Below are 26,847 nucleotides of genomic sequence, written 5' to 3' on the forward strand. Positions count from 1 at the left end.
CGCTCGTCTCTTATCGTAGACAAGCTTATCTCATTAGGGAGATCGCGGACAACCTGGCGCGACAAGGGTTTTACCCTGACAGCTACAAACATCGCACGATTCGCGTCCCCGATTGGAGACGTTTCGGTACAATCAGCAGCACCCTGTTCTCCGGCTTTTGTCCGCTTTGGCCCGGCGCGCCCCGCGCGCTAGCCGTTGCGGCTCGCATGGCATGGAACCTGCGTTCGCGGGCGCCATGCCGTCGCTAGCTGGAGACGGCGCACACGTAGAACAAACCAAGTTTCCGGAGACTCAATGTCCTTTGTTATCGTCCTTGCCGCGCTGGCGTTTCTGATGTTCGCCGCCTATCGCGGCTACAGCGTTATTCTCTTCGCGCCTATCGCCGCGCTGGCCGCCGTCCTGCTGGTCGACCCGGCCGCCGTCGCGCCCGTATTCACCGGCATCTTCATGGAGAAGATGGTCGGCTTCGTCAAACTGTATTTCCCGGTGTTTCTGCTGGGCGCCGTGTTCGGTAAGGTCATCGAACTGTCCGGCTTCTCTGAGTCGATCGTGGCAGCCGCAATTCGCTACATTGGCCGTTCGCGCGCCAATGCGGTGATCGTCGCGGTGTGCGCGCTGCTCACCTACGGCGGCGTCTCCCTGTTCGTCGTGGTGTTCGCGGTGTATCCGTTCGCGGCCGAGCTGTATCGGCAGAGCAATATTCCCAAGCGGCTGATGCCGGGCGCCATCGCACTCGGCGCATTCTCGTTCACGATGGATTCCCTGCCGGGCACGCCGCAGATCCAGAACATCATCCCGACGACGTTCTTCAAGACGACGTCGTGGGCTGCGCCCGCGCTCGGCGTGATCGGTTCGCTGTTCATCATCGTGGTCGGTCTGAGCTATCTCGAGTGGCGCCGTCGCGCCGCAATGGCGGCGGGCGAGGGCTACGGCACGGAGCTCGTCAACGAGCCGGAGCGTGTGGAGTCGAAGCAACTGCCGCATCCGCTGCTGGCCATCGCGCCGCTCGTGCTGGTGGGCGTCGCAAATTTCGCGCTGACCCGCTGGATCCCGACCGCGTACGGCACCTCGTACACCGTCGCGCCGGATATCCTGCCGGGCGTCCACGCACCGCTCACCACGACGATCAAGACCGTGGTTGCCATCTGGGCTGTCGAAGGCGCGCTTCTGCTCGGCATCGTCCTCGTCGTGCTGACTGCCTTCGGTCGCGTGCGCGAGCGCTTTGCAATCGGCACCAAGGCAGCCGTGGCGGGCGCGCTGCTGGCGTCGCTCAACACGGCGTCGGAATATGGTTTCGGCGGTGTCATCGCTGCATTGCCTGGCTTTCTCGTGGTCAGCGACGCGCTCAAGAGCATTCCGAATCCGCTTGTCAACGCAGCCGTGTCGGTCAGTTCGCTGGCGGGCATTACCGGCTCCGCGTCGGGCGGCATGAGCATCGCGCTCGCGGCCATGTCGGACGTGTTCATCAAGGGCGCCGAAGCCGCGCACATTCCGATGGAAGTACTGCACCGCGTGGTCGCCATGGCGAGCGGCGGCATGGACACGCTGCCGCACAACGGCGCGGTGATCACGTTGCTGGCCGTGACCGGACTCACGCACCGTCAGTCGTATCGCGACATTTTCGCGGTCACTGTCATCAAGACGCTGGCGGTGTTCTTCGTGATCGGCGTTTATTACGCGACCGGGCTGGTTTAAAACGGGTTGCGGAGCACGATGCCGGTCGGCGCGCCGGCATCGCCACTTTTGACCGGTTATGGTGTGCACCCGACACTCGCAGCCTTGAGGTGCACGCTCCATGAGCCCGACCCCCGCTTTCTGGATGATCCCCGGCGCCCCCACGCCGGTCGGCCCCTTCTCACACGCCACCGAAGCCGACGGCTGGGTGTTCCTCACCGGCCAGATGCCGACCTCGCCTACCGACGACGCCGCACCGCTTCCCGAAGGCGTGGTCGCGCAGACGAAACGCGTGATGGACAACCTCATGCTCGTGCTGAATGGCCTCGGTCTCGGCCTGCAACACGTGGTCGCCGTGCGCATTTTCCTGACCGAGTTCAAGCGCGACTATGCGGCGATGAACGAAATCTACCGCGCGTACTTTCCCGCCGACGCCCTGCCTGCGCGAACCTGCATCGGCGTGACTGCATTGGCGCGCGACGCGCTGGTGGAAATCGACTTCATCGCGCGGCGGCCCGGCTAAGCGCGGCGCGTGGGGCGCGGTTCAATGCGCCGACTCTTCGTCCATTCCATAGTGGTCGCACAAGGCGTCGTGCAGCGAAATGGCGCGCTCGTCCATTTCGGTGGTCCAGCGTTCGCTGTCGTTGCATAGCCGTTGCAACTGCCTGCACTCTTCGACGAACCTCGGCTCCTGCACGATGACAAATGCGCCGCTCGCGCTATGCGCCCAGCCGGCCAGCGCCTCCCGGTCTTCTTCGTCGACGATGGCGAGAAGCCGTGGCAGATCGTTGCGCAAATGCTCCTTGAGCATGGCTGTGTAGCGGGCTTTGTCGTCGGCGGCGAGCGGGGCGGGTTTGGCGGGCGGAGTGGATGCCGCCGCCGTGGATGGCAGTGTGGATGTGGACCGGGACGCGGGCTCGGGCGCGGCGGCGTGGTCGGCATGGTCGGCGCGAGGCATGGCGCCGGACGCGGCGGCGTGGATGACGCCGGGCGCTGCGGCGCCTGCTGTGGCAACCGCTGCAGCACTCGCTCTGGCACCCGCCGTCGCAACCGCTGTTGCTCCTTCTGTCGTCCCCTCTGTCGCGCCTGCTCGAACAACCCGGTCTTCCATCGCAGGCGCTACCGCAACCAACGCGGCCTCCAGTTCGCCCAACGAAGCAGGCTTCGACACATGGCCGCTAAAGCCACGCTCGAGCCAGCTCTGCGCCTCGTGATTTTCGGCTACCGCGCTGAACGCAAGCACCGGCACCTGCGCGTCGCGCTTGCGCAGCGCGGCGAGGAGTCCGTAACCGTCCATGTCCGGCATGTGGATATCGGTGAGCACGACGTCGAACCGCGTCGACTGAAAGAGGCTGAGCGCCTGCGCGCCGTCCGCCGCGACGGTCGGCGCGCAACCGAGCGTGGCAAGCTGTTCGGCGATCAGACTTTGTATCAGCGGATTATCTTCAGCGACGAGAACCGCAAGCCCCTGCAATGCGGGAGGCGCGGCTAGCGCAGGGACCGCGCCAGGCTGCGCGTCAGACGCCGCGCATGCAGGGGCGGCAACCGGCATGCCTTCAGCGGCCAGCTCGATAGCCGTGCGGACTGCCGTCCCGCTGAATTCGGTTACCTCGAGCACGCCCTCGCCGCGCGCCTGCGGCCGATGCGGCCCCTCTCGCGTGATCCAGACGACGCCCACCCGCTGCAACGCACGCAAGCCAGCAATCGTAGCGAGATCGTAGGCGCCCGACACGATCAGCGCCTTCGGCCGGTTGACCCGCAACCACGCCTGCGCGTCCGCCAACGTGGACACGACGTGGGCGGTCCAGCCGAAATGTTCGAGCCAGCGGCCAAGCAGATCGACGACCTGGCGGTCGTGGAACAGCGCGAGGAGCGGTCCGCGGTCCGCTCGCTGCGGCTGCGCCGGCCGCTCGTCCGGTGTCGCGGCGAGCGGAATCGATACATTGAACACGCTGCCCACGCCCACCACGCTGTCCGCCGAAATCGCGCCGCCCATCAGTTCGCACAGGCGCGCGCAGATCACGAGCCCGAGGCCGGTGCTTTCCGCGCCGCGCGACACGCCCGCCTCACCTTGCACGAACGGCTTGAACAGGCGCGCGACCAGCTCGTCGCTCATGCCGGGCCCCGAATCGGACACGCGGCAGTGCAAAACCGGCTCACCCTCCGCATTGCCGACGACTTCCGCCTGCAGCGTGATCTTGCCGCTCGACGTGAACTTGAACGCATTGCTCAACAGATTGTTGATGACCTGCGCGATGCGCAGCCTGTCGCCCACCACAGTGCGATCCAGCGTCGGCGACAGCAGCGAATAGAAGCGCACGGGTCGATCGCCGGCCATCGACGCATACGAAAGCGCAATGTTCTCGAACGCGTCGAGCAGCGCAAACGGTTCGCGCACCAGCAGCATTTCGCCCGCATCGATCTTGGAGAAATCGAGAATGTCGTTCACGACACGGCGCAACGCATCGCCCGCCACGTTCAGACTGGCAAGCCGCTGGCTATGCGCCTCGAGCCCGGGCGTGCGCGCGAACAGCTCCAGGTTGCCGAGCAGCGCGTTCAATGGCGTGCGGATTTCGTGGCTCATCGCCGCAAAGAAATTCGTGCGCGCACGCATCATCGCTTCCGATGTCTGCTGCGCGTGCCGCAACTGTTGCTCGAGCGTGTGCTGAGCAGTCACGTCGAGCACCGCGCAGAACAACACGTCCTCGCCCGCATAGCGCGCGGGTGCGTAGGTGAACTGCAGGAACTGGGCAGGCTGCGCGCCGGCTTCAGCCGAGGTCGAAGCGTCGCCAGATTGGGCGGTCGCGGCATGCGCCGGCTGCAGCGACTCAGCCGGCGCGACAAACGCAGCCACCCGCGCAAACGCCGCGGCCGAATCCTGATGCGGCGCCTCGGCAAGGAACTCGGCGGCAATATGCGACGGCAGGCGGCTCGTGCCCGGCTCGATATGCAGCAGCTCGAGCGCGAGCGCGTTCGCGGTCAATATCGAATAATCGCTTCGCCGGACGATGCACAGCCCGATCGGCGTCGCGCTCACCAGGATGTGATTGAGCGTCTCGCTTTCCAGCGCGCGCGTTGTCTCGGCGAACGCACTGCGCAAAAGCCGCAGTCCGAAAAAGCGCGCCGTCAGCGCAATTGCGAGCAGCACCAGCAACGCAAGTCCGCCGATCACGCCCAGTTGCCAGCCGAGCGCCGCCGCCAGCGCGCCCCAAGGCACATAGCCGACGAGCGAGCCGAAGCCGGGCATCAACGGCTCCTGGAAAACCGCCCCTTCCGGGCCGAAGTGGAAAGCGTGCGGCGCAGATGCGGCCACCGTCTGTTGCAGCATGGCGCTGGTTCGCGCGTCGAGTGCCGCCGAAGACACGAGGGTGCGGCGCTCAGGCGACATCAGCAGCGTCATGCCCGCACCGCCTGGCGGCGCGATGCGCGCGGCGAGCACATCGAGCGGAATGCTTGCGCTGATCAGCGCGACGGGCGTGTTCCCCTGGTAATACGCGCTCACTGCGGAGATCACCTGCGCGTTGCCCAGTGGGTCGCGATAAGGCCCTACCCACACGCGCTCGCCCTTAGCCGGCACCCGCTTGCCCGTTTGCGCCTGCAGTTCGCGCTCGATCGCCTCGCGCAACCTGGCGATGACCTCCACCTGCGACGCAGACGTAGCGAGATGGGTTGCTCCGGCGGCGGCATCCGTCGCGGACCCCGCGAGCGAAGGCAGAAGCACGGCGTAATCGTCATCGAGTCCGATCAGCGTTGAGCGCTGCGCGAGTTCGAACGCCTGCTGCGTCACCAGCGTGGATTGCGCCGCTTCGTAGAGCCGCCCGAGTTTGTCGCCGGATGGCGTGCCCCAGGCGGCGCGCGTGGCCGGTCCAACCAGGATGTCGAAGTCCGCATCAACCCGATCCACCTTGCCGCGCGCCACGCCGCTCTGCGCGATGGATTGCTCCACCGCTTCGGGCGCGCGCCGCACGTCGGTCGCGCTGTAGTAATAGTCGAGGGTGAATTCGGCGCGCCGCAGGAACGACTCTTCGCGATGCAGCAGCAGCGACAGGTCGGTGGCATTCTGCGAGGCGTAGGAACGGCGGTATTCGAGCTGCTTGAACGCAGCAACCACCGCCAGCACGAGCGCGAAGACCACCACCATCAGCATCAGGAGGCCGATTGTCGCGAGATAAACCCGCTGCTGGCGTTTCGAATTTTTTGCGAGCGAGGCAAACGCTTGAGCGAGTGACTCTTGAGTACGATCAAGGATTTTTTGCATCGGCTCGAGTATGTTGCGCTTCCCGCAGGCAGACCGCTGCGATTTCCGGCGAACCACGTCTGCTGGCCTACATCGGCGCAGTGTAGTCGTTTTGAAGGTGCCGCGCGATGCATCCGGCACTGGTAAATCAGCTCCGGCGCCAACTCACCCGAACCCTGCGTTAACGGCGCGGGCGCATATAAACCTGAGTGGAATGGTGGGAATCCCTCAAGACATCAGGGCCAATGCCGTTATTCCTTGCAACGACGTAAGACCGCGCCCTGCGCGGCGACAGTACAGCAAGGAAAGCCATGCGCAATAACCAGCCTGTCACCGGGCACGAGTACGAATTCCCCGCGTCACAAATGCTTGTTTCGGCGACCGACCTGACCGGCCGCATCGAGTACTGCAATCCGGCCTTTGTCGCCGTGTCGGGCTTTACGCACGACGAGCTCATCGGCCAGCCGCACAACCTGATCCGCCATCCGGACATGCCGCGCGAAGCCTTTGCGGATATGTGGGCCACGATTCGCGATGGCCGTCCGTGGACTGCCCTCGTTAAGAATCGCCGCAAGAACGGCGACCATTACTGGGTTCAAGCGAACGTGACGCCAGTGGTAAAGCAAGGCGTTGTGGTCGGTTATCTGAGCGTGCGTATCAAGCCCGCCCGCGACGCGGTGCGCGCCGCCGAAGCCTTGTACGCCCGCATGCGGGCGGGCGAAGCGCGCGGCGTGAAGCTGCTGCGCGGCGTCGTGGTACGCACCGGGCTGCGCGGGCGTCTGCAGGCGCTGACGCGTCTGCCCGTGGCGACGCGCGCCGCTGGCGGCTATGCGCTCACGCCGGTCGCGCTCGCAGCGACTGGCCTCGCCGCGTGGCAAGGTGCGCCGCCTACGCAGTTCTGGATCGCGTTCGCCGCGGCAAGCGCCGTTAGTTTCGTTTCGTGGTGCCTGCTAACAAAGCACGTCGGCGCACCGGTGCATGACATGCGCGGCTTCGCCACCCGCCTCGCCGCCGGCGACCTGACCGTCGATCTGCAAGTCGCGCGTCATGACGATCTGGGCGACGTACTGCAAGCACTGAATCAGTTGAAGGCCAACCTGGCAGCGATCGTCTACGACGTGCGCGAGCAGATCAACGGCATGCTGGACAACGCGCGCGAAATTTCGAGCGGCAACGTGGACCTTGCGCGCCGCACGGAATTGCAGGCGGCCTCGCTGGAGGAAACCGCCGCGACGATGGAACAGCTGACCACCACCGTGCAAGCGAACGCAGACGCCAGTGTGCGCGCGCTCGATCTCGCGAAAGACGCTCAGGCCGCCGCGGCGGAGGGCGGCAGGATCGCCGGTCAGGTCGAGCAGACCATGGCCGGCATTACAGCCGCCTCGCGACGTATCGCCGATATCACTGGCGTGATCGATGGCATCGCTTTCCAGACCAACATTCTTGCGCTGAACGCCGCGGTCGAAGCGGCGCGCGCGGGCGAAGCGGGCCGCTCGTTCGCCGTGGTCGCAGGCGAAGTGCGGATGCTCGCGCAACGTTGCGCGGCGTCGTCGAAGGAAATCAAGTCGGTTGTCGAAGCAAGCGCCGCCGAGGTTGCGACGGGCACCGAACTGGTCACCCGCACGACCTCGCAAATGCGTGCCATCGACGAAGCGGTCGAACGCGTGTCGTCAATCATCGTGGAAGTGGCGAACGCAAGCAGCGAACAGGCCGAGGGCATTCGCCAGGTGAACCAGGCAGTGTCGCATCTGGACGGCGCCACGCAGCAGAATGCCGCGCTCGTCGAGCAGGCGGCGGCAACGGCGCAGCGTCTGGCCACGCAAGCCGATGTGCTCAGCGAGGCGGTGCGCCTGTTCACCGTGGCAGAGCCGGCGGCGGCGCCGGCCTCTGCCTCTTTCTCTGCCTCGCATGCCGCTGCGCCGGCCCGTCGCCGGGCTTCAGCCGACGCCGGACCGGATGTCCCGGCAAGCGCGCCCCGGCAATCTGCACGCGGTGCTGACGACGTTCAGGCACTCGGACAGGACGAGGACGCATTGGTCTGAAAGATCGGCATTACTCCCACCTCGACAGCAACGTATTGACGCCTCACGATGCAAGCGTCAGTGCCCAATGGATGTAAGGGGCAGACTGACCCGAGTAACAACGGCGTTCAGCGGCCCGTCCAGGCAGACGGGCCGTTTTTTTGTGCGCCGACTATGCTGTCTGGAGCGCGGAGGTTTGGCGCGGCCACGGCGATGTCTGGAATGCGGAGGCTTGGCGCGGCCACGACGGTGTCAGGAATAGAGAGGTTTGGCGCGGCCACGGCGCTGTTTGGAGCGCGGAGGCTTGGCGCGGCCACGACCGTGTCAGGAATACAGAGGTTTGGCGCGGCCACGGCGCTGTCTGGAGCGCGGAGGCTTGGCGCGGCCACGGCGATGTGTCTGAAGCGCGAGGACTTATGCGCGCAGAGTATGCGTCGCGCCATGCGGCGATGTAAGAGCGGCACGACGCTGTCCGGACTTCGGCGGTTTATGCGCGCCGCCTATGCGTTCCGACATACGGCGGTTTGAGCGCACCGACTACGCGTTGCGGGCATGCGGCGGTTTATGCGCGCAAACTCACGCTCGCCGACTCACGCGCGGCAGTATTCATGGAGGCCCACATGACTTCTTCCGATTCGCGAGGCACCGCACCGCGCGATGCCTTGTGTGCGCATTTCACCGCGATGGCGCGCAACAACGCGTGGTCGAATTTGCGCCTTTATCGCGCGTGCCTGAATTTGACCGACGAAGCGTTCGCAGCGCGCAGGGTGAGCTTCTTTCCGTCGTTGCAACTCACGTTGAATCACATCTTGCTGGTGGATCGCTACTACTTCGACGCGCTCATCGACGGCGGCCAAGGCCTTGCGATTTTCGACGACGAAGTGCCCTATTCGAGTGCGGAGCAACTGTGGCATGCCCAGGCGCACAGCGATCAGGAGTTGCTTGTCTTCTGTGAATCCCTCGCGAGCGACGACTTGCAGCGCGAGGTGCGGATCGATCGCGGGCCTGCGGTCGGCGTGCAGCGCGAGAGCGTCGGCAAGGTGTTGCCGCATCTGTTCGTGCACCAGCTTCACCATCGCGGGCAGGTTCATGCGATGTTGAGCGGCACCGCCATCGCGCCGCCGCAGCTGGACGAATTCTTTCTTGACGGCGACGCGCCTTTGCGCGGCGAGGAGATGCGCGAACTGGAGCGCTTGCGCGCAGAGCGCAACCACCCACAATAGCATCGCGCGCCAGGCGGCGCCGCGCATGGCCTTTCGATGCGCACCGCTTCTTGCGCGCCCCTCGCATCGGGCGTTTTTGCCGATCACGGTGCACTCGCCCGCCCACTGCGTCTATCCCTACCGCACGTCACGCGCGTGACAGTTGCGAACAACGGCTGCACCGCCACGGGGCAGGAAAAATGCAGCCGTCGTGGCGACGAGTCGCGTTAAACTCAATGCGCTGAGGGCCGCCGTCGCGGCGTCGGTCTATCGCTCAAGCGTCAACTTTGCGCGACAGACGGCGCGCCATGCTGCCCGTACAATGATTCGATCAACAACGGAACAAGGACAACTTCGATGCGCACTACCGGGTCCTCCGGGTCAATGGCCCTGCTCACCGAATACGACGACGCAACCGGGCGCGAACTGCGCACGCTGCGCCTCGAGTCGACAGAAGACGGCAAAGGCATCCTGCTGATCGAGGTCGATGAGCGCAAGCCAGGCATACATCGGGAAGTGCGCTACGAGATCACGCCGGCCGAGCTGATTGCCGCGATTCGCGCGCACGGCGCCGAGTTGCCGGGCGAACAGCACAACCATCGTCAGTAACTGCAACCGGTAGCGGAAAAAGGCACGGGCGCCACCATGCAGTGAACGCGGTGGGTGCAATGAGCGCGGTACAGCGCCGCGTGAACCGTCGCACTCGCCGCGCGCCGCTTCCGTTACCCTCACTGCCGCGCCGATTGCGGCTTCGTGAGCTTCACGTGTTATTCATTCAGTTCGGGTTGCGCTGCGTTGCTGTCCGCGGCCTGCGCGCTCAGGCCGCCGGGCAAACGGCGCTTACCTCGCAACCCCGAATAACCGCTGATTTTCAAGGGCTTTGCATACCTTGAAAATGGTCCATAATCGCTCCATTCTCCTTTGCTCTTTTACTGCGCACCGGGCCTGAAAAGGCCGCGGATGTAAGTCGATGCTACATGATCTCGTCGAGCAATACGGCCCGGCGCTCATTTTTGCCAACGTGCTCGCCGCCTCCATCGGGCTGCCCGTGCCGGCCATGCCGTCGCTCGTGTTGTTCGGCGCGATGGCTGCAATGCATCCGGGCTCTGTCGGCACTCAATTGCTGCCGGTGCTGGTGCTGTCCATATTCGCGACGCTGATCGGAGACAGCGCCTGGTATCTGGCCGGCCGCGTGTACGGCGGCAACACTCTGAAAACCATCTGCCGGCTGTCGCTTTCGCGTGACACCTGCGTCAAGAAAACGGAGCGTTTTTTCGGACGTTGGGGCGTGCGCGTGCTGGCCGTCGCCAAGTTCGTCCCCGGTTTGTCGATCGTGTCGATTCCAATGGCGGGCGCCATGGGCACGCGCTACCGCACTTTTCTCACTTACGACAGCATTGGTGCCGCGTTGTGGTCGGGCACCGGACTGATCGTCGGTGCGTTGTTCGCGCACCAGATCGACATGGTGTTCGCTGCGGCGGGGCAGCTCGGGCGCACAGCCGGCGCCGTCGCGATCGCGTTGTTGCTGTTGTATGCGGTGTACCGCTGGATTCGCCGTCGTCAGCTCATCAACAAGCTCGCGTCCGCGCGTATGGAAGTGGACGAACTCGCCGCGCTGGTCGCCGCGGGCAAGACGCCGGTGCTGTTCGACATTCGCTCGCACGAGAAACGCAAGCTCGACCCGTTTGTGATTCCGGGCTCGCAATTCGCCGACGAACGGCAACTGGACCAGATCGTCGCTGCTTATCCGCGTGACCAGAAATTGGTGATCTACTGTTCGTGTCCCAATGAAATTTCGGCCGCATGGATGGCCAAGCAGTTGAACGAAGCAGGCTTTGACGATGTGCTGCCGTTGCGCGGCGGCATGGAAGCCTGGCGCGACTCCGGTCGGCCCGTCGAGGCCCTGCCCGGCATGCCGCCGCCCGAAGCCGCCGTCGAGCATATCGCGCCCAAAGCGGTTTAACGCCGCGGCGCCTCTGTTCGCGCTGCCGGACGTGCGTGGTCGCGCCTTCGTTCAGTCAATCAATGAACACCGAAGGAGCGGTTCGATGCTTTCCACTGCAGAACCCGAAGTACAGCCCGAGGCCGTAGTCGCCGACGCGCCTTTCTCCAATCTGTCCACTCGCATGCATCAGATGTTCCCCGCGCTCACCGCGGCGGAGATCGAGCGCGTGCGCAAGTTCGGCGAAATGGGCAAATGGCAGTCGGGCGAGTTGTTGTTCGAGACCGGCCACACGGGGCCGGGCATGTTCGTGCTGCTCGAAGGGCGCGTGAAAATCTATCAACGCGACGGTATCGGCCGCGAAGTCGTGATCGGCGAACATGGACCGGGGCATTTCCTTGCCGAGGTCGGCCAACTGTCCGGACGCCATGCGCTCGTCAGCGGCATGGCGCTCAGCCATGTCGAAGCGCTCCTGATTCCCCCGGAGAAGCTGCGCGCGCTGCTCGTTGCTGAAGCGGAACTCGGCGAGCGCATCATGCGCGCGCTGATTCTGCGGCGCGTGTCGTTGATCGAAAAAGGCGCGGGCGGCCCGATCCTCATCGGCAGCAGTACCGACGCGCGGCTCGTCATGCTGCAGGGCTTCCTGTCGCGCAATGGCCATCCGCACTCCACCATCGACGAGTGCGACGAGGAAGCACTGCGTCTCGTCGAGCAATTCGGCGCGCAGCCGGAAGACATGCCGCTCGTGATCTGCCCGGGCGGCTCGGTGCTGCGTCGTCCGAGCATGCCCGAACTGGCAACCGCGCTGGGTCTGCTGCCGGATCTGAACGACTCGATGGTGTACGACGTCGCCATCGTGGGCGCAGGACCGGCCGGGCTCGCCACTGCAGTGTACGCGGCGTCGGAAGGTCTTTCGGTGATCGTGCTCGACAGCCGTGCGCCCGGCGGCCAGGCCGGCGCGAGCTCGCGAATCGAAAACTATCTCGGCTTTCCGACCGGCATCTCCGGTCAGGCACTGGCGGGCCGCGCGTTCGTGCAGGCGCAGAAGTTCGGCGCGCACGTCGCGATTCCGGTCAACGTGAAGGCGCTGCATTGCGGCGAGGCGCCGTACCGCCTTGAACTGAAATGCGGCGGCCATATCAGCGCTCGCACCATCGTGATTGCAAGCGGCGCCGTGTACCGGCGCCCGGCGCTCGAAGGACTCGACCGTTTCGAAGGACGCGGCGTGTACTACTGGGCGTCGCCTGTCGAAGCCAAGCTGTGCAAGCGCCAGGAAGTCGTGCTGGTGGGCGGCGGCAATTCGGCGGGACAGGCTATCGTCTATCTGGCGACACACGCGGCGAAGGTCCACGTACTGATCCGGCGCAGCGGCTTCGAGGCGACCATGTCGCGCTACCTGATTGACCGCATCCGCTCGTTGCCGAATGTGATCGTCCATCCGCATTCGGAAGTCGGCCGGCTCGTTGCGGACGAGAGCGGCCTCGCGGCGGTCGCGCTGAAAAAGCCGCTACCCGACGGCACCGACCGCATAGACACGCGGCACCTGTTCCTTTTCACCGGCGCGGACCCGAACACCGACTGGCTGCGCACCTGCGGCGTCGAACTGGACGACAAGGGCTTCGTGCTCACCGGCACCGGCGCAGAGGGAGCCTCGGCGTGCGACCTCGCGACCACGGTGAAGGGCGTGTATGCGATCGGCGACGCGCGCGCGGGTTCGACCAAACGCGTGGCGGCGGCGGTCGGCGAAGGTGCTGCCGTGGTCGCGCAGATCCACCAACTGCTCGCACTTTCCCCAGAAGAAGCGGTTGCTTCCGTGGCCTGAGTTGGCTTGAACGTGGGGCTCCCGCTGCCGTTGCCATGCGGGAGCGGCGGTGGTCGGGGCGGCGCTCCCGCACGGCGACGCCTGGCGGGCTGGCTGGCGGGCTGGCGGGCTGGCGGGCTGGCGGGCTGGCGGGCTGGCGGGCTGGCGGTCGGGCGTCTCGCGGTCTCGGGTCTCGCGGTGGCGGTCTCGCGGTGGCGGTCTCGCGGTGGCGGTCTCGCGGTGGCGGTCTCGCGGTGGCGGGCTGGCGGTCGGGCGCGCATGGCTGCACGGCTGCGGCGCGGCCGTGCAGCCGCAAACCCCGTCGGCTTTCATATGCCGGGATCGCCGCACTCACGGGGTAATGCCCTGTTACACACACCTGCAACTGGTTGCACCTGCTTTTCTTTCTGCCTCGTAATATGAACGTCAGCCATTCGACAGCGAATGCTGACGATCGAAACCAGTCACCGTATGGCTGGACACAGGAGAAAAGCATGAACACACGCGCCAACGTGATTGCCGCCCTGGGACTTGTCGCCGCCTGCGCATCGACTGCTGCCTTCGCCGGCGTCGATGTCGGCGTGTTCGTCAACACCCCGGGCCCCATCTACGCCGCGCCGCCGGTGATGTATGCGCCGCCCCCGCCCGTCGTCTATGCACCTCAGCCGGTCTACGGCTACGGCTACCGCGACGACTACTACCGGGAGCGCCGCTGGCACCACGGTCATGGCCGCCACCGCGGCTGGGACAAGCACCACGGACGCGGTTGGTAAGCCGCCGTCGCAAACGGGAGAAAGGGCCGCCTGCACGCCGTCCCCCGCCGTACCCGCGCCGCACCGTACCCGCGCCGCAAAGCGCCGACGCTTCCCTTCGGCCTCACGTCCGCTCCCGGTTGCGCCACTGGCACGCCGAACCGCCTTCCCGCACCGCCCCGTCGCGTTCACGCTAAAGTATCGTCTGCCGATTGCGGCGCGCTCCCTGCCCGCTCCATCGCAGCCACCTACTGAACGACGTTCGCGTGAAGACTCTTTCGCTGTCCGCCGCCCGCACGCTTCATCTCGCTGCACAAGGTCTGCTGTCGCCGCCGCGCCGCAAGGCCACCAAAGCCGACGTGCTCGACGCAATCCGGCGCATGGCGCAATTGCAGATCGACACGATCCATGTGGTCGCGCGCAGCCCTTATCTCGTGCTTTTTAGCCGGCTCGGCGCCTACTCGCAACACTGGCTCGACGAGCATCTCGCCGAAGGCAAACTCTTCGAGTACTGGTCGCATGAAGCCTGTTTCGTGCCGATCGAAGACTACGGTCTGCTGCGCCATCGCATGCTGGACCCGAGCGGCATGGGCTGGAAATACGCGGCCGACTGGCACGCCAGGCATCGCCGCGAAATCGACAAGCTCCTTGAGCACATTCGCGCGAGCGGCCCGGTTCGCTCGGCGGATTTCGCGCGCGAGTCCGGCAAGGGTAACGGCTGGTGGGACTGGAAGCCGGAGAAGCGTCACCTGGAAGTGCTGTTTGCGATCGGGCAACTGATGGTGACGGAGCGGCGCAATTTTCAGCGCGTCTACGATGTGACCGAACGCGTGTTGCCGAACTGGAACGACGCTCGCGATCTGCCGCCGGCGCATGTCGTCTCCAGCGAACTGCTGCGCCGCACCTGCCGGGCGCTAGGTGTCGTGCGGGCCGACTGGGTGGCGGACTACTATCGGCTGCCGCGCCGTCCGTATCGCGATGATCTTCGGGCGCTGGCCGATCAGGGCGAGTTGATCGCCGTGCAGGTGCCCGGCTGGAAACATGACACATTCGTGCATCGCGATTTCGCGCCCTTGGTCGACGACGCTGCGAGCGGCAAACTCGCGTCAACCGTGACGACCGTGTTGTCGCCGTTCGACCCCGTCGTGTGGGACCGCAAGCGAGCGGCCGCGCTGTTCGACTTCGACTACGCGATCGAGTGCTACACGCCGGCGGCCAAGCGCAAGTATGGCTATTTCGTGCTGCCGCTCTTGAGCCGCGGGCGCCTGGTCGGCCGCGTCGATGCCAAAGCGCACCGCGCACAAGGCATCTTCGAGCTGAAATCGGTGCATATGGAAGCGGGCGTGCGCCCGAGCGCCCGGCTCGCCGGCGATTTGCGGCGGGCCTTGCAACGGTGTGCGGATTGGCACGGCACACCGCAATTGCAGATCACGTCGGCAGCGCCGGAATGGATGGAGGCGCTCGGCGCAAACGCGGACTTGGGGGCGAGGGCGAGGGCGAGGGCGAGGGCGAGGGCGAGGGCGGACGCGGATGCGGATGCGAGTACAGACGTGTGAGCCTGATCCCGGCGTCGCCGTGAGCGGATGAGCGGTCAGCGGTCAGCGGTCAGCGGTCAGCGGGTCTGCGGGTCAGCGGTTTAGCGGTCAGCTGTTCAGCGATCAGCGGGTCAGCGGGTCTGCGGTCAGCGGTCAGCGGTCAGCGATCAGCGGTCCAGCGCCCAGCGGTCCAGCGGTTGCTGGCGGCAGGGGCAATCGCAGTCGCAGTGGCAATGGCAGCAGCCCGCGCCAGCGGCACCATCACCGCCATACCAGCACAAAATCAATGCAACGCCGACCACGCAAGCGACAGCGAAAACACCCCGAGCACAACCGACGCGCCCCGCTGCATCTTCGCCGGGTCGAGCCAGCCGAGCCTGCCGCTGCCGAGCGCCGCGCCGAACGCGATCCAGGCAAGCGCAATGGGCGCGAGCAGGCACGCGAACACCAGCATCGCCACCAGGTACGCAGGCCAGTGCGCAAAAGCGTCAGCCGGAAAAATCGTGCCCGCAAAGAGCAGCGCTTTCGGATTGAGCAGCGTCGCGACGAACAGGCTGCGCATGCCGTTCGCTTTCTGCGTGGAGTCGGGCAGCGCGACGGCTGCGCGCCACATGTCGACAGCGAGCCACGCAATGTACAAACCCGCCGCCGCCCGCAGCGCGGCGGGCAGCCACGGCAGCGCGTGCGCGGCCTGCGCGAGAAAGCGTCCCCACACGGAAATGGCAACCAGATAGCCGGCGAGCTCCGCGGCGACGAGCGGCACGGAGCGCCGCACGCCCTGGCGCAGCCCGGCTGATGCAAGCAACGTATTGGTAGGGCCCGGCGTGATCAGCACGACGACAATGCCGACGGCGAACAGCGCGATAGCGGACGCAGAGAACATGGAAAGGCGCAAGGTGAAAAACGGTGCGCCTTTTTATCACAGAAGCGGACGGGCACCACGCGCGGCAACCGGCCGCGATGACCGATCGCAACCGATCACGGCCGATCGCAATCGTCAGTGCCAGGCGGACAAGTCGCGAACGCCGCTTAGTGGTCCAGCTTCGCGCGCATTTCGCGAGCGGCTTCGAGCAACCCTTCGTAGCCCGAACGGGCATGCTCGGGCAGGTCGGGGTCGCCGACCAACGTGCCCAGCGTTTCGATCAGGCTGTACAGAATGCCCTTCGCGGCGCCCGACGCTATGCTGCCGGATGACACCTGTTGATCCACGTGACTCAGCGCCGCGTCGAGGTTTTCCAGATCGGGCCGGTCGCCCGTGGGCGGCTTGGGTGTTACGTCTTGCGTCATGATGATGCATCTCCCCGTTAAAGCGTCATGAACGAGCCATCCATTCACGCTTGTTATATACCGATCAAGCGTTGCCGTCCATTCGCGATCCGCGCGAGTCAAGCCGGCGCACTCGCCGCCCGCCATGCACCGCGGCGACGTGGGGAAAGTTCGCGACATTGCGACGCTTTGCTACAGACCGCCCGCTGCGCTTGCAAAAACCACCCGCAGCGCTTTTAGGGGTGCGCTTTACGCTTCATGTCGCTGCAATGACCGCGCCGCCCGAAGATGCGCCGGCTCATGTCGAATGCGACGAGATTGCCTGCCACCACCAGCAGCAAGCCGATCACCGCCAACGCAGACCACTGGTAGCCCTCGAATACCGTCGACACCGCCAGCGCGACGATGGGAAAGAGCACGGTCGAATAAGCCGCGCGCTCCGGGCCGATGCGCCCGACCAGCATCAGATACGCGGTAAAGCCGATCACCGAGCCGAACACCGAGAGATACGCGAGCGCACCGACGTAACGCGCCGACGGCTCGATCGCGAACGGAAAGCCGGCCAACACGCTGCCCACGGTCAGCACGCTCGCGCCGATCAGCATCGCCCAGCTATTCGTGGCGAACGGATGCAAGCCCATGGCTTGCATCCGGCTCGACAGCAGATTGCCCGCCGAAAAACACAGCGTGCCGAGAAACGCGATGCCCAGCCCGACCCAGGCCGCGTGATCGCCCAGATGCCCGCTCATTTGCTGAATAAACAGACACACAATGCCGACGAGGCCAAGCATCGCGCCGGCAATCGCGGAAGGCTGCAACGGGCGGCCCATGAACAGCCGTCCGTTGAGCGAATTCAGAAGCGGCGCGGTCGAAAACACCACGGCGACGAGCCCGCTCGGCACCACCTGTTCCGCGTAGTAAAAGCACAGAAAGTTGACGCAGAAAAGCGCCAGCCCCTGCGCGACGAGAAAGCGCCAGGCGGCGCGCGGCGGCCACATGGGCCGGCGCATGATGCGCAACAGCGCGAACAGCAGCAGTGCGGCGATCCAGAAGCGCCACGCGATCGACACCGGCGGCGGCACCGCGCCCAGTTGCCATTTGATCGCGATCCACGTCGTGCCCCAGATCAGCACGGTAATCGCATAAAGGAACAGATTCATGGTGAGGCCTGCATACAGCGAGTACGGGCCTCGCACTATGACGCAGCGCGGCTCGCGGAACTTGTCCAGGATTGCGCATTTTTCGGCGTGCATCGCCGCTGCCCGTGTCGTCGCGCGTCGCGAGCCGTATACTCGGCTGATCTCCGCAAAAAACGACAACCGCCAAGCCAGTCCCGTGAACACGAGCGCGCCCGTCCCCGAGACCGATGCCACTGAAACGCCGTTCGGCATTCAGTCGGTGTGTCACACGCTCAGCAGTTCGAATGCGAACCTGGAGCGCTTCGCATGGCTCGGCGACGGCCTTGCCATTGCCGTCTGGACACGCGAGACAGAAGTCGCCGAAACCGTCTACGAGCGGCCCGGCCACCACACACTGTCGTGCTATCTGGACGGCGGCTATCGCACCGAGCGCCAGAAAGTGCCGGGCCGTTACGGCGCGCCGTCGCGGCTGTGCGCGTTGCCCGGCGATCACGAATCGCGCTGGTGGGTGCGCGGGCACATGCACTTCATGCACCTGTATTTCCTGCCGGAACATTTCACGCAGCGCGCTGTGCAGGAGCTCGACCGCGAACCCCGGGAACTGACGCTCGCCGATCGCACGTATTTCGAAGACCCGCGCATCGCCGGATTGTGTCAGTTGCTTGCGAACGAACACTGGGACGATGCCGACGGCCTGCTGCGCACCAACGAAACCGCGCACGAAGTGCTGAGTCTGTTGTTGCGTGCGCAGGGCGTGCGACGCACCGGTGCCGCGCTGAAGGGCGGCTTGTCGGTGGCCACACGGCGGCGCCTGCGCGATTACATCGAGAACCATCTCGCAGAACCGCTCACGCTCGGCGAACTGGCGAAGGTGGCTGCGCTGTCCGAGTTCCATCTCGCGCGGATGTTCCGCGAGTCGTTCGGTTTGCCGCCCGCTGCATGGATCGCGCAGCAGCGCCTGGAACGCGCACGCACGCTGTTGCGCACTACCGCGCTGCCGCTCGCGCAGATCGCCGAGCTATGCGGCTATGCGAACGCCAGTCATTTCAGCCACCGGTTTCGCGAGGGCGTGGGCGTATCGCCGGGCGCGTACCGGCAGGCCGTGGCGATCCGCTAGCGACGTTTGTCGCGCAGCGCGCGGACGCACCTGGAATACCTGTGCGGTTGGGACGAAACGCGCAAGCTATGAAGCCGCAAGCTCTGAAGGCGCACGCCGAATGCTCACGCCACATCATTCATTGCAGCGCCATCGCCAGTACACGAGCGACGTGAATCGCCTCGACACCCGCGCCGTCGTGAATCTGATGGCGGCAGCTCGTACCGTCGGCGACCATGATCGTGCCCGGCTGCATCTTGCGCACCGCGGGCAATAGCGACAACTCGGCCATCGCCTGCGAGGTCGCATAGTGCTCCGCTTCGTAGCCGAAGCTGCCCGCCATTCCGCAGCACGACGACTCCACCGTCGAGACCGTCAGTTCCGGAATCCACTTCAGCACGGTTTGCACGGGCGTAAAGGCGTCGAATGCCTTCTGATGGCAATGGCCATGCACGAGCGCCTGCTGCGTGGCCAGAGGTTTCAGCGCAAGCTGCAAGCGTCCGGCCTGCTGCTCGCGCACGAGAAACTCTTCGAACAGAAATGCCTCGTTGGCGAGCCGCTGCGCTTCGTCGCCAAAACCGTAATGCAGAAACTCGTCGCGCAACGACAGCAGGCACGATGGCTCCAGGCCGACAACCGGCACCCCGCGCTCAACGAACGGCTTGAAGAGATCGAGCATGCGCCGCGCTTCGTGCTTCGCTTCGTCGACGAGCCCAGCCGCGAGAAAGGTGCGGCCGCAGCAGACCGGCCGCTCGCCTTGCCGCGTATTGAAGTGCACCGTGTAGCCCGCTGCCTCCAGCACGCGTTGCGCAGCACGCGCGTTCTCGGGCTCCATGTTGTTGTTGAATGTATCGACGAACAGCAGCACTTCCTTCAGCGCTGCGCCCCGCGAGTTCACGCCCGGCTTCACGTTCGACAGAAACGGCTTGCTAAAGCGCGGCAAGCTCCGGTCACTGGCGAAGCCAACCGAGCGCTTGAACCACGCGGACAGCACCGGCACCTTGTCGGCGAGCGCCATCAGACCCGGCGCGCGGCTCGCCGTTGCCGCATAACGCGGCATGAACGCGACCAGCTTGTCGCGCAGCGTGAGTCCATGGCGCCTCACACGTGCGGCGCGCGCCTCGATCTTGAACTTCGCCATATCCACGCCGGTTGGGCAATCGCGCTTGCACCCCTTGCACGACACGCACAGATCGAGTGTCTCCTTGACGTCGTCGCTGGCGAGGCCCGCTTCGCCGAGCTGCCCGGAAATCGCCAGACGCAACGTGTTGGCGCGCCCGCGCGTGACATGCTGCTCGTCTTTGGTCACGCGATAGCTCGGGCACATGGTGCCCGCGTCGAACTTGCGGCAGTGTCCGTTGTTGTTGCACATTTCAACGGCCTTCGCGAGGCCGCCGGACAGATCGTTGCCGCTGCCCGGCGCGCTCTCGCGTCCCGTCAGCGGATCGCGCTCGACATTCCACGCGGACCAGTCGAGGGCGGTCTCAATGCGCTGTTCACGGTAGCCCGGCGCAAAACGAAAGTTGCTTGCGTCGTCCATTTTTGGCGGACGCACGATCTTGTCTGGATTGAAGCGATTCTCCGGATCGAAGAGCGCCTTGATCTCGCCGAACGCTTGATTCAGTTTTGGACCGTATTGCCACGCGACCCATTCGCCGCGGCATAGGCCGTCGCCGTGTTCGCCGGAATACGCGCCCTTGTATTCGCGCACCAGCGCCGCAGCTTCTTCGGCGATCGCGCGCATTTTCGGCGCGCCGTCGCGGCGCATGTCGAGAATCGGCCGCACGTGCAGCGTGCCGACGCTTGCGTGCGCATACCACGTGCCCTCTGTGCCGTGCCGATGGAACACTTCGGTCAGCCGGCTTGTGTACTCGGCCAGATGTTCGAGCGGTACCGCGCAGTCTTCAATGAAGGACACCGGCTTGCCGTCGCCCTTCATGCTCATCATGATGTTCAGCCCGGCCTTGCGCACTTCCCACAGCGCCTTTTGCGCATTCATGTCCGGCATTTCGACAACCGAGCCAGGCAAGCCGAGATCGGCCATCAACTCGGTGAGCTGGCGGAGCGAGCGCAGTTGCGCGTCGCGCGACTCACCCGCGAATTCCACCAGCAGCACGGCTTGCGGCTCGCCTACCAGCGCCTTCGCGACCACCGGACGAAACGCAGGATTGCTCATCGCCAGATCGATCATCGTGCGATCGACCAGTTCCACGGCAACCGGTTTCAGCTTGACGATGTGCTGCGTGAGATCCATCGCCTGCCAGAAGGTCGGAAAATTGACGACGCCCAGCGTCTTGTGCGCGGGCAGCGGCGCGAGCTTCAACGTCAACTGACGGCTGAAGGCGAGCGTGCCTTCGGAGCCCACCAGCAGATGCGCGAGATTCGCTATGCCGTCGTCGGTATAGGCGCGCGGGTTCTGACAATCGAACAGGTCGATGTTGTAGCCCGCGACGCGGCGCAACACCTTCGGCACGCGCGTCGCTATCTCGTCGCGCTCGCGTTGTGCGATCTGCCTCACGCCTTCCACGATCTGCTGCAAGCGCAGCCCTTGCGGCGGCTCGCGCAAGGAGGCGAAATGCGCTTCGCTGCCGTCGGCGAGAATTGCGTCGATGGCCCCGACGTTGTGCACCATGTTGCCGTATTCGATGGACCGCGAGCCGCACGAATTGTTGCCCGCCATGCCGCCAATCGTGCACTGCGCAGCCGTCGACACATCCACGGGAAACCACAAGCCATGCGGCTTGAGCCATGCGTTCAGATGATCCAGCACGACGCCCGGCTCAACTGTGACGGTGCGCGCTTGTGCATTGAAGTCGACGATGTTGTTCAGCCACTTGCTAGTGTCGATCACAAGCGCTTCGCCGACGGTCTGCCCGCATTGGCTCGTGCCCGCGCCGCGGGCGAGCAGCGGCACTTTTTCGCTGCGCGCAATTTCGAGCGCCGTACGCAGGTCGTCCTGATCGCGCGGCACCACCACGCCGACCGGCATGATCTGATAGATGGACGCATCCGTCGCGTAACGGCCGCGGCTTGCGGCGTCGAACAGCACGTCGCCGCGCAACGCCTTGCGCAAATGTTGCGCGAGCGGCGTTGTCAGCCGCGCCGCCGACGGCACCAGATGAATCGGCTTGACCAGCAAAGCGGAAGTGGGATTCGTCATAACGTCGATGATTGTTGCACTACGTGTGTTGCACTGCATGCAGTACACCAGGGGAATGCGGTGAGGCACAGTGAACGCGGCATGCTGAATGCCCCGAATGCGGTTCAGTAAAGCGTGACGCTGACCGGCGACAGTCCTTCAATTCGTCCGTGTGCCGTGCCCGCGCTTCGCGGGAAAAACATGCCCGTGTATGAACCCGTGGTGACGATCATGTCCGGCGTCACTGCGATACCGCGCGAGCTCGCGTGATTGACGAGCCACGTCAGCAGGCGCCGCGGATCGCCGGCCGGGTTGGCGGGCGTCAACTCCACGACATCGCGTCCGTTGAATTCGAACCGCAGAAGCGGCGCGGCAAACGGGTAATCGTCGTAATACGGCATGAACTCGCCGACAATCAACGCACCGTGGTTCTGCAAATCGGCGAGTTGCGCGAGCCTGTCGACGTCGGGCCACTCGGCGAAACGGCTGGCGACAATCTCGATGGTCGCGCCGAACGAGCCGATTGCCGCGAGCACGTCGGCTTCGCTATACGGCGTTGCTGAAGGCTCGAAGCGGCGGCCGAAGCGGAAAGCGATCTCCAGCTCCAGTCCCAGCGGCGCAAAGTCCGTGCGCGGCAACGTAGCGCCGTCAGAGTGCAGATCGAAATCCGGCAGCGGCGCGCCCTGAATCGGACCATCTGTCGACTTTGCCCCTATCTTCCAGCCGCCGACCCGCGCGCCGGCGATGCCGAGTATCTCGTGCTGGATGGCATAGGCTTCGTCTGCGTTGGCGGGCGCGCTGTTGGGCTCGAGCTTGCCGAGCGTCGCGTGATCGCGGCGCGCATCGGCAAGCAGGCGGCTGAGCGGCGAGGTGCTCGGTTTGATGGCGTCGGCGCGCAAGGACCGGAGCATCGCTTACACGCCCATGCTGGTGGAGACCTGCCCCTTGTCGGCCGCACCGCCTGCAAACTTGCTCTCCGGTTGCATGCGGAACGCCAGCACGACGCCAAGCGCCATCAACAGCATGCTGCCGACAAACGGCAATTCCCAGTTGCCGAAGTAGTCGATCAGGAAACCGCCCACCACCGGCGAGATGATGGCCGCGAGCGCGGAACCCGTATTCATGATGCCGCTCGCCGTGCCCGACGCTTCGGGCGCGATGTCCATCGGGATAGCCCACATCGGGCCAATCGTCATTTCGGCGAAGAAGAAGCCTGACGCGAGACACGCCATCGACAGATACAGGTTGTGCGTGAACATCAGCGGAATCAGCGACAGCAGGCAGAACAGCATGCACAACGAGACCATCCAGCTGCGCGCGCGCTTGAGGTTGCCAGTGCGCGTGTAAATGTAGTCGGTGACAATGCCGCCAAGCGTGTCGCCAACCACACCGGCGAGAAACACCAGCGAAGCGAAGATCGCCGACTTCTTCAATTCGAGGTTATAGCTGTGCAGGAAGTACTGCGGAATCCAGCTGAGGAAGAGCCACAGCGTCCAGCCGTAACAGAAATAGACGATCGTCACGGGCATCATGCGGCGAAACAGCTTGCCCCACGGCACGCCTGCCGACTTCGCTTTCGGGGCGGGCAGAATTTCGAGCTCTTCCTTCGTGATGCGCGGATGGTCTTTCGGGTGCTCGGTGAATGTCAACGCCCACACGACAACCCACAACAGGCTGAACGCACCGCAAATGTAGAACGATTCGCGCCATCCCCAATTCGCCATTACGAGTACGACAATGCCAGGCGCAACCGCATTGCCGACGCGCGATGCCGCATGCGTGATGCCCTGCGCGAAGCCGCGCTTTTCTTTCGCGACCCAGCGCGCCATCGCGGACGTTGCCGCCGGGAAGGTTGCGCCTTCACCGAAACCGAGCAGCACGCGTGCCGCCAGCAGCGAAATCAGGCCGCCCGCAAAACCGGTCAGCAAGGTGGCGATGCCCCACACCGCGCCGCATGCGAGCAACGTGCGCCTTGCGCCGAAACGGTCGCTGACCCAGCCTCCGATAATCTGGAACAGAAGGTAGGGATAAGCGAAAGCCGAGAAAACCAGGCCGACTTCCGTATGCGAGAGATGAAATTCCTTGCCGAAACCCGCCGCCGCCGTACTCACATTGACGCGGTCCAGATAGGTGATGAAGTACATGATGCAGAGCATCACTAGAACAATACTGGTCGCACTGGTCACACGAAACCGCTTCATCGTCTCTCTCCGTTTGCATGTATCGACGGCGCTCCTGAGATGGCGCGCTTCGTCGGTGCGAGGCGGCACGCGCCGCCTCGCCATCGCATTTCAGGGCCGCGTTCTGCGCGCGGCTTCATGATGGAACTGACTTCGTTGATGCCTGCTTGCGTTCTTCGTTTTGTACTGATGCGTTGCCGTGAGCCTGCCGGCGCGGTCTGCCGGCCTGGCTTGCCGGTCGGTTCAGGCTGCCGCTTTTAAACCTGCGGCTTGCGTCGGCTCGCTCAACCAGTTCATAGCGGCAGGCAAGCCGCTTTCCTTGAGCGGCACGCCCGCGAGGCGCAGCCCCATTTCGCAGCCGGCGAGCGTGGCAAGCAGCATCAGGTCGTTGCAGTCGCCCAAATGGCCGATGCGGAACATGCGCCCTTTCATCTTGCCAAGGCCCGTGCCGAGCGACATGTCGAAACGTTCGTAAATGAGCTTGCGAACCGCGTCCGCGTCGATCCCTTCGGGCATCATCACTCCCGTCAGCACCGGGCTATATACGGCCGGGTCCATGCACTGGATCTCGAGTCCCCAGGCTCGCACCGCGCGACGCGTCGCTTCGGCAAGACGCTCGTGCCGCGCAAAAACGTTGTCGAGCCCTTCACCGAGAATCATGTCGATCGCCTCGTGCAGGCCGTAGAGCAGATTCGTGTTCGGCGTGTACGGCCAGTAGCCGGTCTTGTTCATCTCCACTATCTCGTTCCAGTCCCAGAAGCTGCGCGGCAGTTTCGCGTGCTTGCTGGCGGCGAGAGCTTTCGGCGAGATGGCGTTGAAGCTGATGCCCGGCGGCAGCATCAAGCCCTTCTGCGAACCTGAAACGGTGACGTCGACGCCCCACTCGTCGTGGCGGTAATCCGCGCACGCAAGGCCCGAAATCGTGTCGACCAGCAGCAGGGCCGGATGGCCCGCGGCGTCGATGGCGCGGCGCACGGCAGCGATGTCCGAGGTCACGCCTGTGGACGTTTCGTTGTGCACAACGCAGACCGCCTTGATGGAACGCCCGGTGTCGGCGCGCAAACGCTCCTCAATCATCTGCGGCTGAACACCGCGCCGCCAGCCTTCAATACCCGGCAAGCCGAGAAACTCCGGCTTCAGACCCAGGCTTTCCGCCATCTTTTTCCAGAGCGTCGCGAAATGTCCGGTTTCGTACATCAGCACGTGATCGCCCGGGCTCAACGTGTTGGAGAGCGCCGCTTCCCATGCGCCCGTGCCGGAGGCCGGATAAATCACCACGGGCTGCTGCGTCTTGAAGATCTTCTTGATCCCGTCTAGCACCTTCAGACCGAGTTCGCCGAATTCCGGCCCGCGGTGGTCGATGGTCGGATAACTCATCGCACGGAGGATGCGATCGGGCACCGGGCTCGGCCCGGGAATCTGCAGGAAGTGACGGCCGGCGGGATGAAAATCTAACTTCAGCATTACGCTCCTCCGATTGAATTTTGCATGCAAAAAACTATATCAGACGTCCGGGACGACTAGAAAGGCAAAAATTGCCTTAGCGGACAGGTGTTTACCCGCGCTCTTACGCCGCTCGCGGTGATCCGATAAAATGAAGTCAACGAGGCCTCAGGTACGTTTGTATGCAAAATTCCGAATTTGAAGGCAGCTTGCCGGCGTCGCCGGCACTGCCGAAGGTCGAGCGGCAACGCTTGCATGACACGGTGGTCGAGCACATTCGACGGTTTATCGTCGAAGGTGTGTTGGAGCCCGGCAAGAAGCTGAACGAGCGCGAGCTGTGCGAAACGCTCGGCATTTCGCGCACGCCGTTGCGCGAGGCGCTGAAGGTGTTGGCCGCCGAAGGGCTGATCGAAATTTCACCGAACCGCGGCGCGTCGGTGTCGAAAATGTCCGAAGCAGAGTTGCGCGAGACTTTCGAACTGATGAGCGGGCTGGAGGCTTTCTCCGGCGAACTTGCCGCCGAGCGGATGACTGCCGCCGAACTCGCCGAGATCAAGGCGTTGCATTACGCAATGCTCGCGTGCCGCGCGCAAAACGACCTGGCTGGGTACTACAGCCGCAATCAGGCGATTCACGACAAGATCAATGAAGCCGCGCGAAATTCGGCGTTGCGACAGACTTACGTGTCAGTGAACCGGCGCTTGCAGGCGCTGCGCTTTCGCTCCAATTTCCAGATCCCGAAGTGGGACCGCGCGATTCATGATCACGACGAGATGCTCAAGGCACTCGAGGCGCGGGACGGCAAGAAGCTGAGCGCGATTTTGCGGCAGCATCTGCTGGACAAGCGCGATGCGGTGTTGCAGGTGCAGGCGCGGGACGAGGCTGCTGCGGGGTCGGGGTTGAAGGCTTGAGAGCGGGGACGTCAGAGTAGAAATGCTGCGAGTTGTCCACGCAAAGTGTTCGCAAACCTGTGGACAACGTTCGCATAGCCAACGTAAGTGATTGACGCGAAGGACCAATTGGCGCGCGGTCGATGTATGGGCAGCGCAGGGGCGGCGGAAGTAGGCGTCATGCAGTCAGGACGAACGCCCGTAGAACACGTCTTCCACTTCGTTGTATCTGGCCTGCGCACCGAGCGCTTCGTTTGTCATGAGGATGATGAACAATGCCGGGACTGTCGCATACAGACCAGCGGGAGCGATCGTGACGTCCAGAAAGATTCCCAGAAGACCGCACATACAGACGATCCCGAGAGTCGTCAGCGGCCTGAAGTAACGCAGTCCAAACTGCGGTTCGGCAGGCGCTGCCGCCCTTTGCGTACCCGTCACGTTGAGCACGATGCCAGTACCGCCCGACGTGGCAACGATCTGCATGCCCTGGCCGTGCTGCACCATCTCGGCGGCCAGTGCCTGTGCTAGTA

19 protein-coding genes and 1 pseudogene are annotated in these 26,847 nt (G+C 64.5%); 11 read left to right on the top strand and 9 right to left on the bottom strand.

The genetic code is table 11. The features are described from left to right. Nucleotides 1–294 precede the first annotated feature (294 nt). A complete protein-coding gene (locus F757_RS0126055) occupies nt 295–1,695 on the top strand; it encodes a GntP family permease (protein ID WP_027213949.1) in 1,401 nt (466 codons plus the stop codon). A gap of 100 nt (nt 1,696–1,795) precedes the next feature. Next, nucleotides 1,796–2,197 carry a RidA family protein gene (locus tag F757_RS0126060; protein WP_027213950.1) on the top strand — a complete coding sequence of 134 codons (402 nt, stop codon included), beginning with the start codon at nt 1,796–1,798 and terminating at the stop codon, nt 2,195–2,197. 21 nt (nt 2,198–2,218) lie between these two features. Here F757_RS0126060 and F757_RS0126065 read toward each other — a convergent pair whose 3' ends face one another. Then, nucleotides 2,219–5,932, bottom strand: a complete 3,714-nt coding sequence (locus F757_RS0126065; RefSeq protein WP_027213951.1) for a response regulator — start codon at nt 5,930–5,932, stop codon at nt 2,219–2,221. Nucleotides 5,933–6,222: 290 nt separating this feature from the next. Between F757_RS0126065 and F757_RS0126070 the strand changes: the two genes are divergently transcribed. The 7 genes from F757_RS0126070 (at nt 6,223) to F757_RS0126110 (ending at nt 15,185) form a co-directional block, all read left to right on the top strand. Next, entirely contained in the window at nt 6,223–7,953 is a 1,731-nt protein-coding gene (locus tag F757_RS0126070) for a methyl-accepting chemotaxis protein (protein ID WP_027213952.1), read from the top strand. Nucleotides 7,954–8,552: 599 nt separating this feature from the next. After that, nucleotides 8,553–9,155: a DinB family protein gene (locus tag F757_RS0126080; protein ID WP_035467467.1), complete on the top strand. Its 603-nt coding sequence runs from the start codon at nt 8,553–8,555 to the stop codon at nt 9,153–9,155. A 336-nt stretch (nt 9,156–9,491) separates the two neighbouring features. Beyond that, nucleotides 9,492–9,743 (top strand): hypothetical protein, encoded by a 252-nt coding sequence (locus tag F757_RS0126085; protein ID WP_013342140.1) that lies wholly within the window; start codon nt 9,492–9,494, stop codon nt 9,741–9,743. Nucleotides 9,744–10,104: 361 nt separating this feature from the next. Next, a complete protein-coding gene (locus tag F757_RS0126095; RefSeq protein ID WP_027213955.1) occupies nt 10,105–11,097 on the top strand; it encodes a DedA family protein/thiosulfate sulfurtransferase GlpE in 993 nt (330 codons plus the stop codon). An 85-nt stretch (nt 11,098–11,182) separates the two neighbouring features. Then, on the top strand, nt 11,183–12,898 hold the full coding sequence (locus F757_RS0126100; protein WP_027213956.1) for an FAD-dependent oxidoreductase: 1,716 nt from the start codon (nt 11,183–11,185) through the stop codon (nt 12,896–12,898). 473 nt (nt 12,899–13,371) lie between these two features. Continuing rightward, nucleotides 13,372–13,650 (top strand): hypothetical protein, encoded by a 279-nt coding sequence (locus F757_RS0126105; RefSeq protein WP_027213957.1) that lies wholly within the window; start codon nt 13,372–13,374, stop codon nt 13,648–13,650. A gap of 245 nt (nt 13,651–13,895) precedes the next feature. Further along, nucleotides 13,896–15,185: a winged helix-turn-helix domain-containing protein gene (locus F757_RS0126110; protein ID WP_027213958.1), complete on the top strand. Its 1,290-nt coding sequence runs from the start codon at nt 13,896–13,898 to the stop codon at nt 15,183–15,185. A gap of 262 nt (nt 15,186–15,447) precedes the next feature. Here F757_RS0126110 and F757_RS0126120 read toward each other — a convergent pair whose 3' ends face one another. The 3 genes from F757_RS0126120 to F757_RS0126130 all read right to left on the bottom strand — a co-directional run bounded on the left by F757_RS0126120 (nt 15,448) and on the right by F757_RS0126130 (nt 17,590). Continuing rightward, nucleotides 15,448–16,047 carry a LysE family translocator gene (locus F757_RS0126120; protein WP_027213959.1) on the bottom strand — a complete coding sequence of 200 codons (600 nt, stop codon included), beginning with the start codon at nt 16,045–16,047 and terminating at the stop codon, nt 15,448–15,450. Nucleotides 16,048–16,193: 146 nt separating this feature from the next. After that, a complete protein-coding gene (locus F757_RS0126125; RefSeq protein WP_025599175.1) occupies nt 16,194–16,451 on the bottom strand; it encodes a hypothetical protein in 258 nt (85 codons plus the stop codon). Nucleotides 16,452–16,666: 215 nt separating this feature from the next. Continuing rightward, the gene (locus F757_RS0126130; RefSeq protein WP_027213960.1) at nt 16,667–17,590 is read right to left on the bottom strand and encodes a DMT family transporter; all 924 of its coding nucleotides are present in this window, start codon (nt 17,588–17,590) and stop codon (nt 16,667–16,669) included. Nucleotides 17,591–17,765: 175 nt separating this feature from the next. Between F757_RS0126130 and F757_RS0126135 the strand changes: the two genes are divergently transcribed. Further along, nucleotides 17,766–18,686: a helix-turn-helix domain-containing protein gene (locus F757_RS0126135; RefSeq protein WP_027213961.1), complete on the top strand. Its 921-nt coding sequence runs from the start codon at nt 17,766–17,768 to the stop codon at nt 18,684–18,686. Between the two features lie 118 nt (nt 18,687–18,804). On the opposite strand, the gene F757_RS0126140 is transcribed toward F757_RS0126135, so the two are convergent. From F757_RS0126140 to F757_RS0126160, 4 genes are all read right to left on the bottom strand, one after another. After that, nucleotides 18,805–21,825 carry an FAD-binding and (Fe-S)-binding domain-containing protein gene (locus tag F757_RS0126140; RefSeq protein ID WP_027213962.1) on the bottom strand — a complete coding sequence of 1,007 codons (3,021 nt, stop codon included), beginning with the start codon at nt 21,823–21,825 and terminating at the stop codon, nt 18,805–18,807. Nucleotides 21,826–21,929: 104 nt separating this feature from the next. Next, a complete protein-coding gene (locus F757_RS0126145; RefSeq protein WP_051376867.1) occupies nt 21,930–22,715 on the bottom strand; it encodes a 2-keto-4-pentenoate hydratase in 786 nt (261 codons plus the stop codon). A gap of 3 nt (nt 22,716–22,718) precedes the next feature. Continuing rightward, nucleotides 22,719–24,005, bottom strand: a complete 1,287-nt coding sequence (locus F757_RS0126150) for an MFS transporter (protein ID WP_027213964.1) — start codon at nt 24,003–24,005, stop codon at nt 22,719–22,721. 222 nt (nt 24,006–24,227) lie between these two features. Next, a complete protein-coding gene (locus F757_RS0126160; RefSeq protein ID WP_027213965.1) occupies nt 24,228–25,448 on the bottom strand; it encodes a pyridoxal-phosphate-dependent aminotransferase family protein in 1,221 nt (406 codons plus the stop codon). Between the two features lie 161 nt (nt 25,449–25,609). Between F757_RS0126160 and F757_RS0126165 the strand changes: the two genes are divergently transcribed. Further along, nucleotides 25,610–26,338: a GntR family transcriptional regulator gene (locus F757_RS0126165; RefSeq protein WP_013342153.1), complete on the top strand. Its 729-nt coding sequence runs from the start codon at nt 25,610–25,612 to the stop codon at nt 26,336–26,338. A 165-nt stretch (nt 26,339–26,503) separates the two neighbouring features. Here F757_RS0126165 and F757_RS36320 read toward each other — a convergent pair. Continuing rightward, nucleotides 26,504–26,847, bottom strand: a pseudogene (locus tag F757_RS36320) (hypothetical protein); the annotation flags it as partial.

Source organism: Burkholderia sp. WSM2232, assembly GCF_000472545.1.
In the GTDB taxonomy this organism is placed as follows: Bacteria; Pseudomonadota; Gammaproteobacteria; order Burkholderiales; family Burkholderiaceae; genus Paraburkholderia.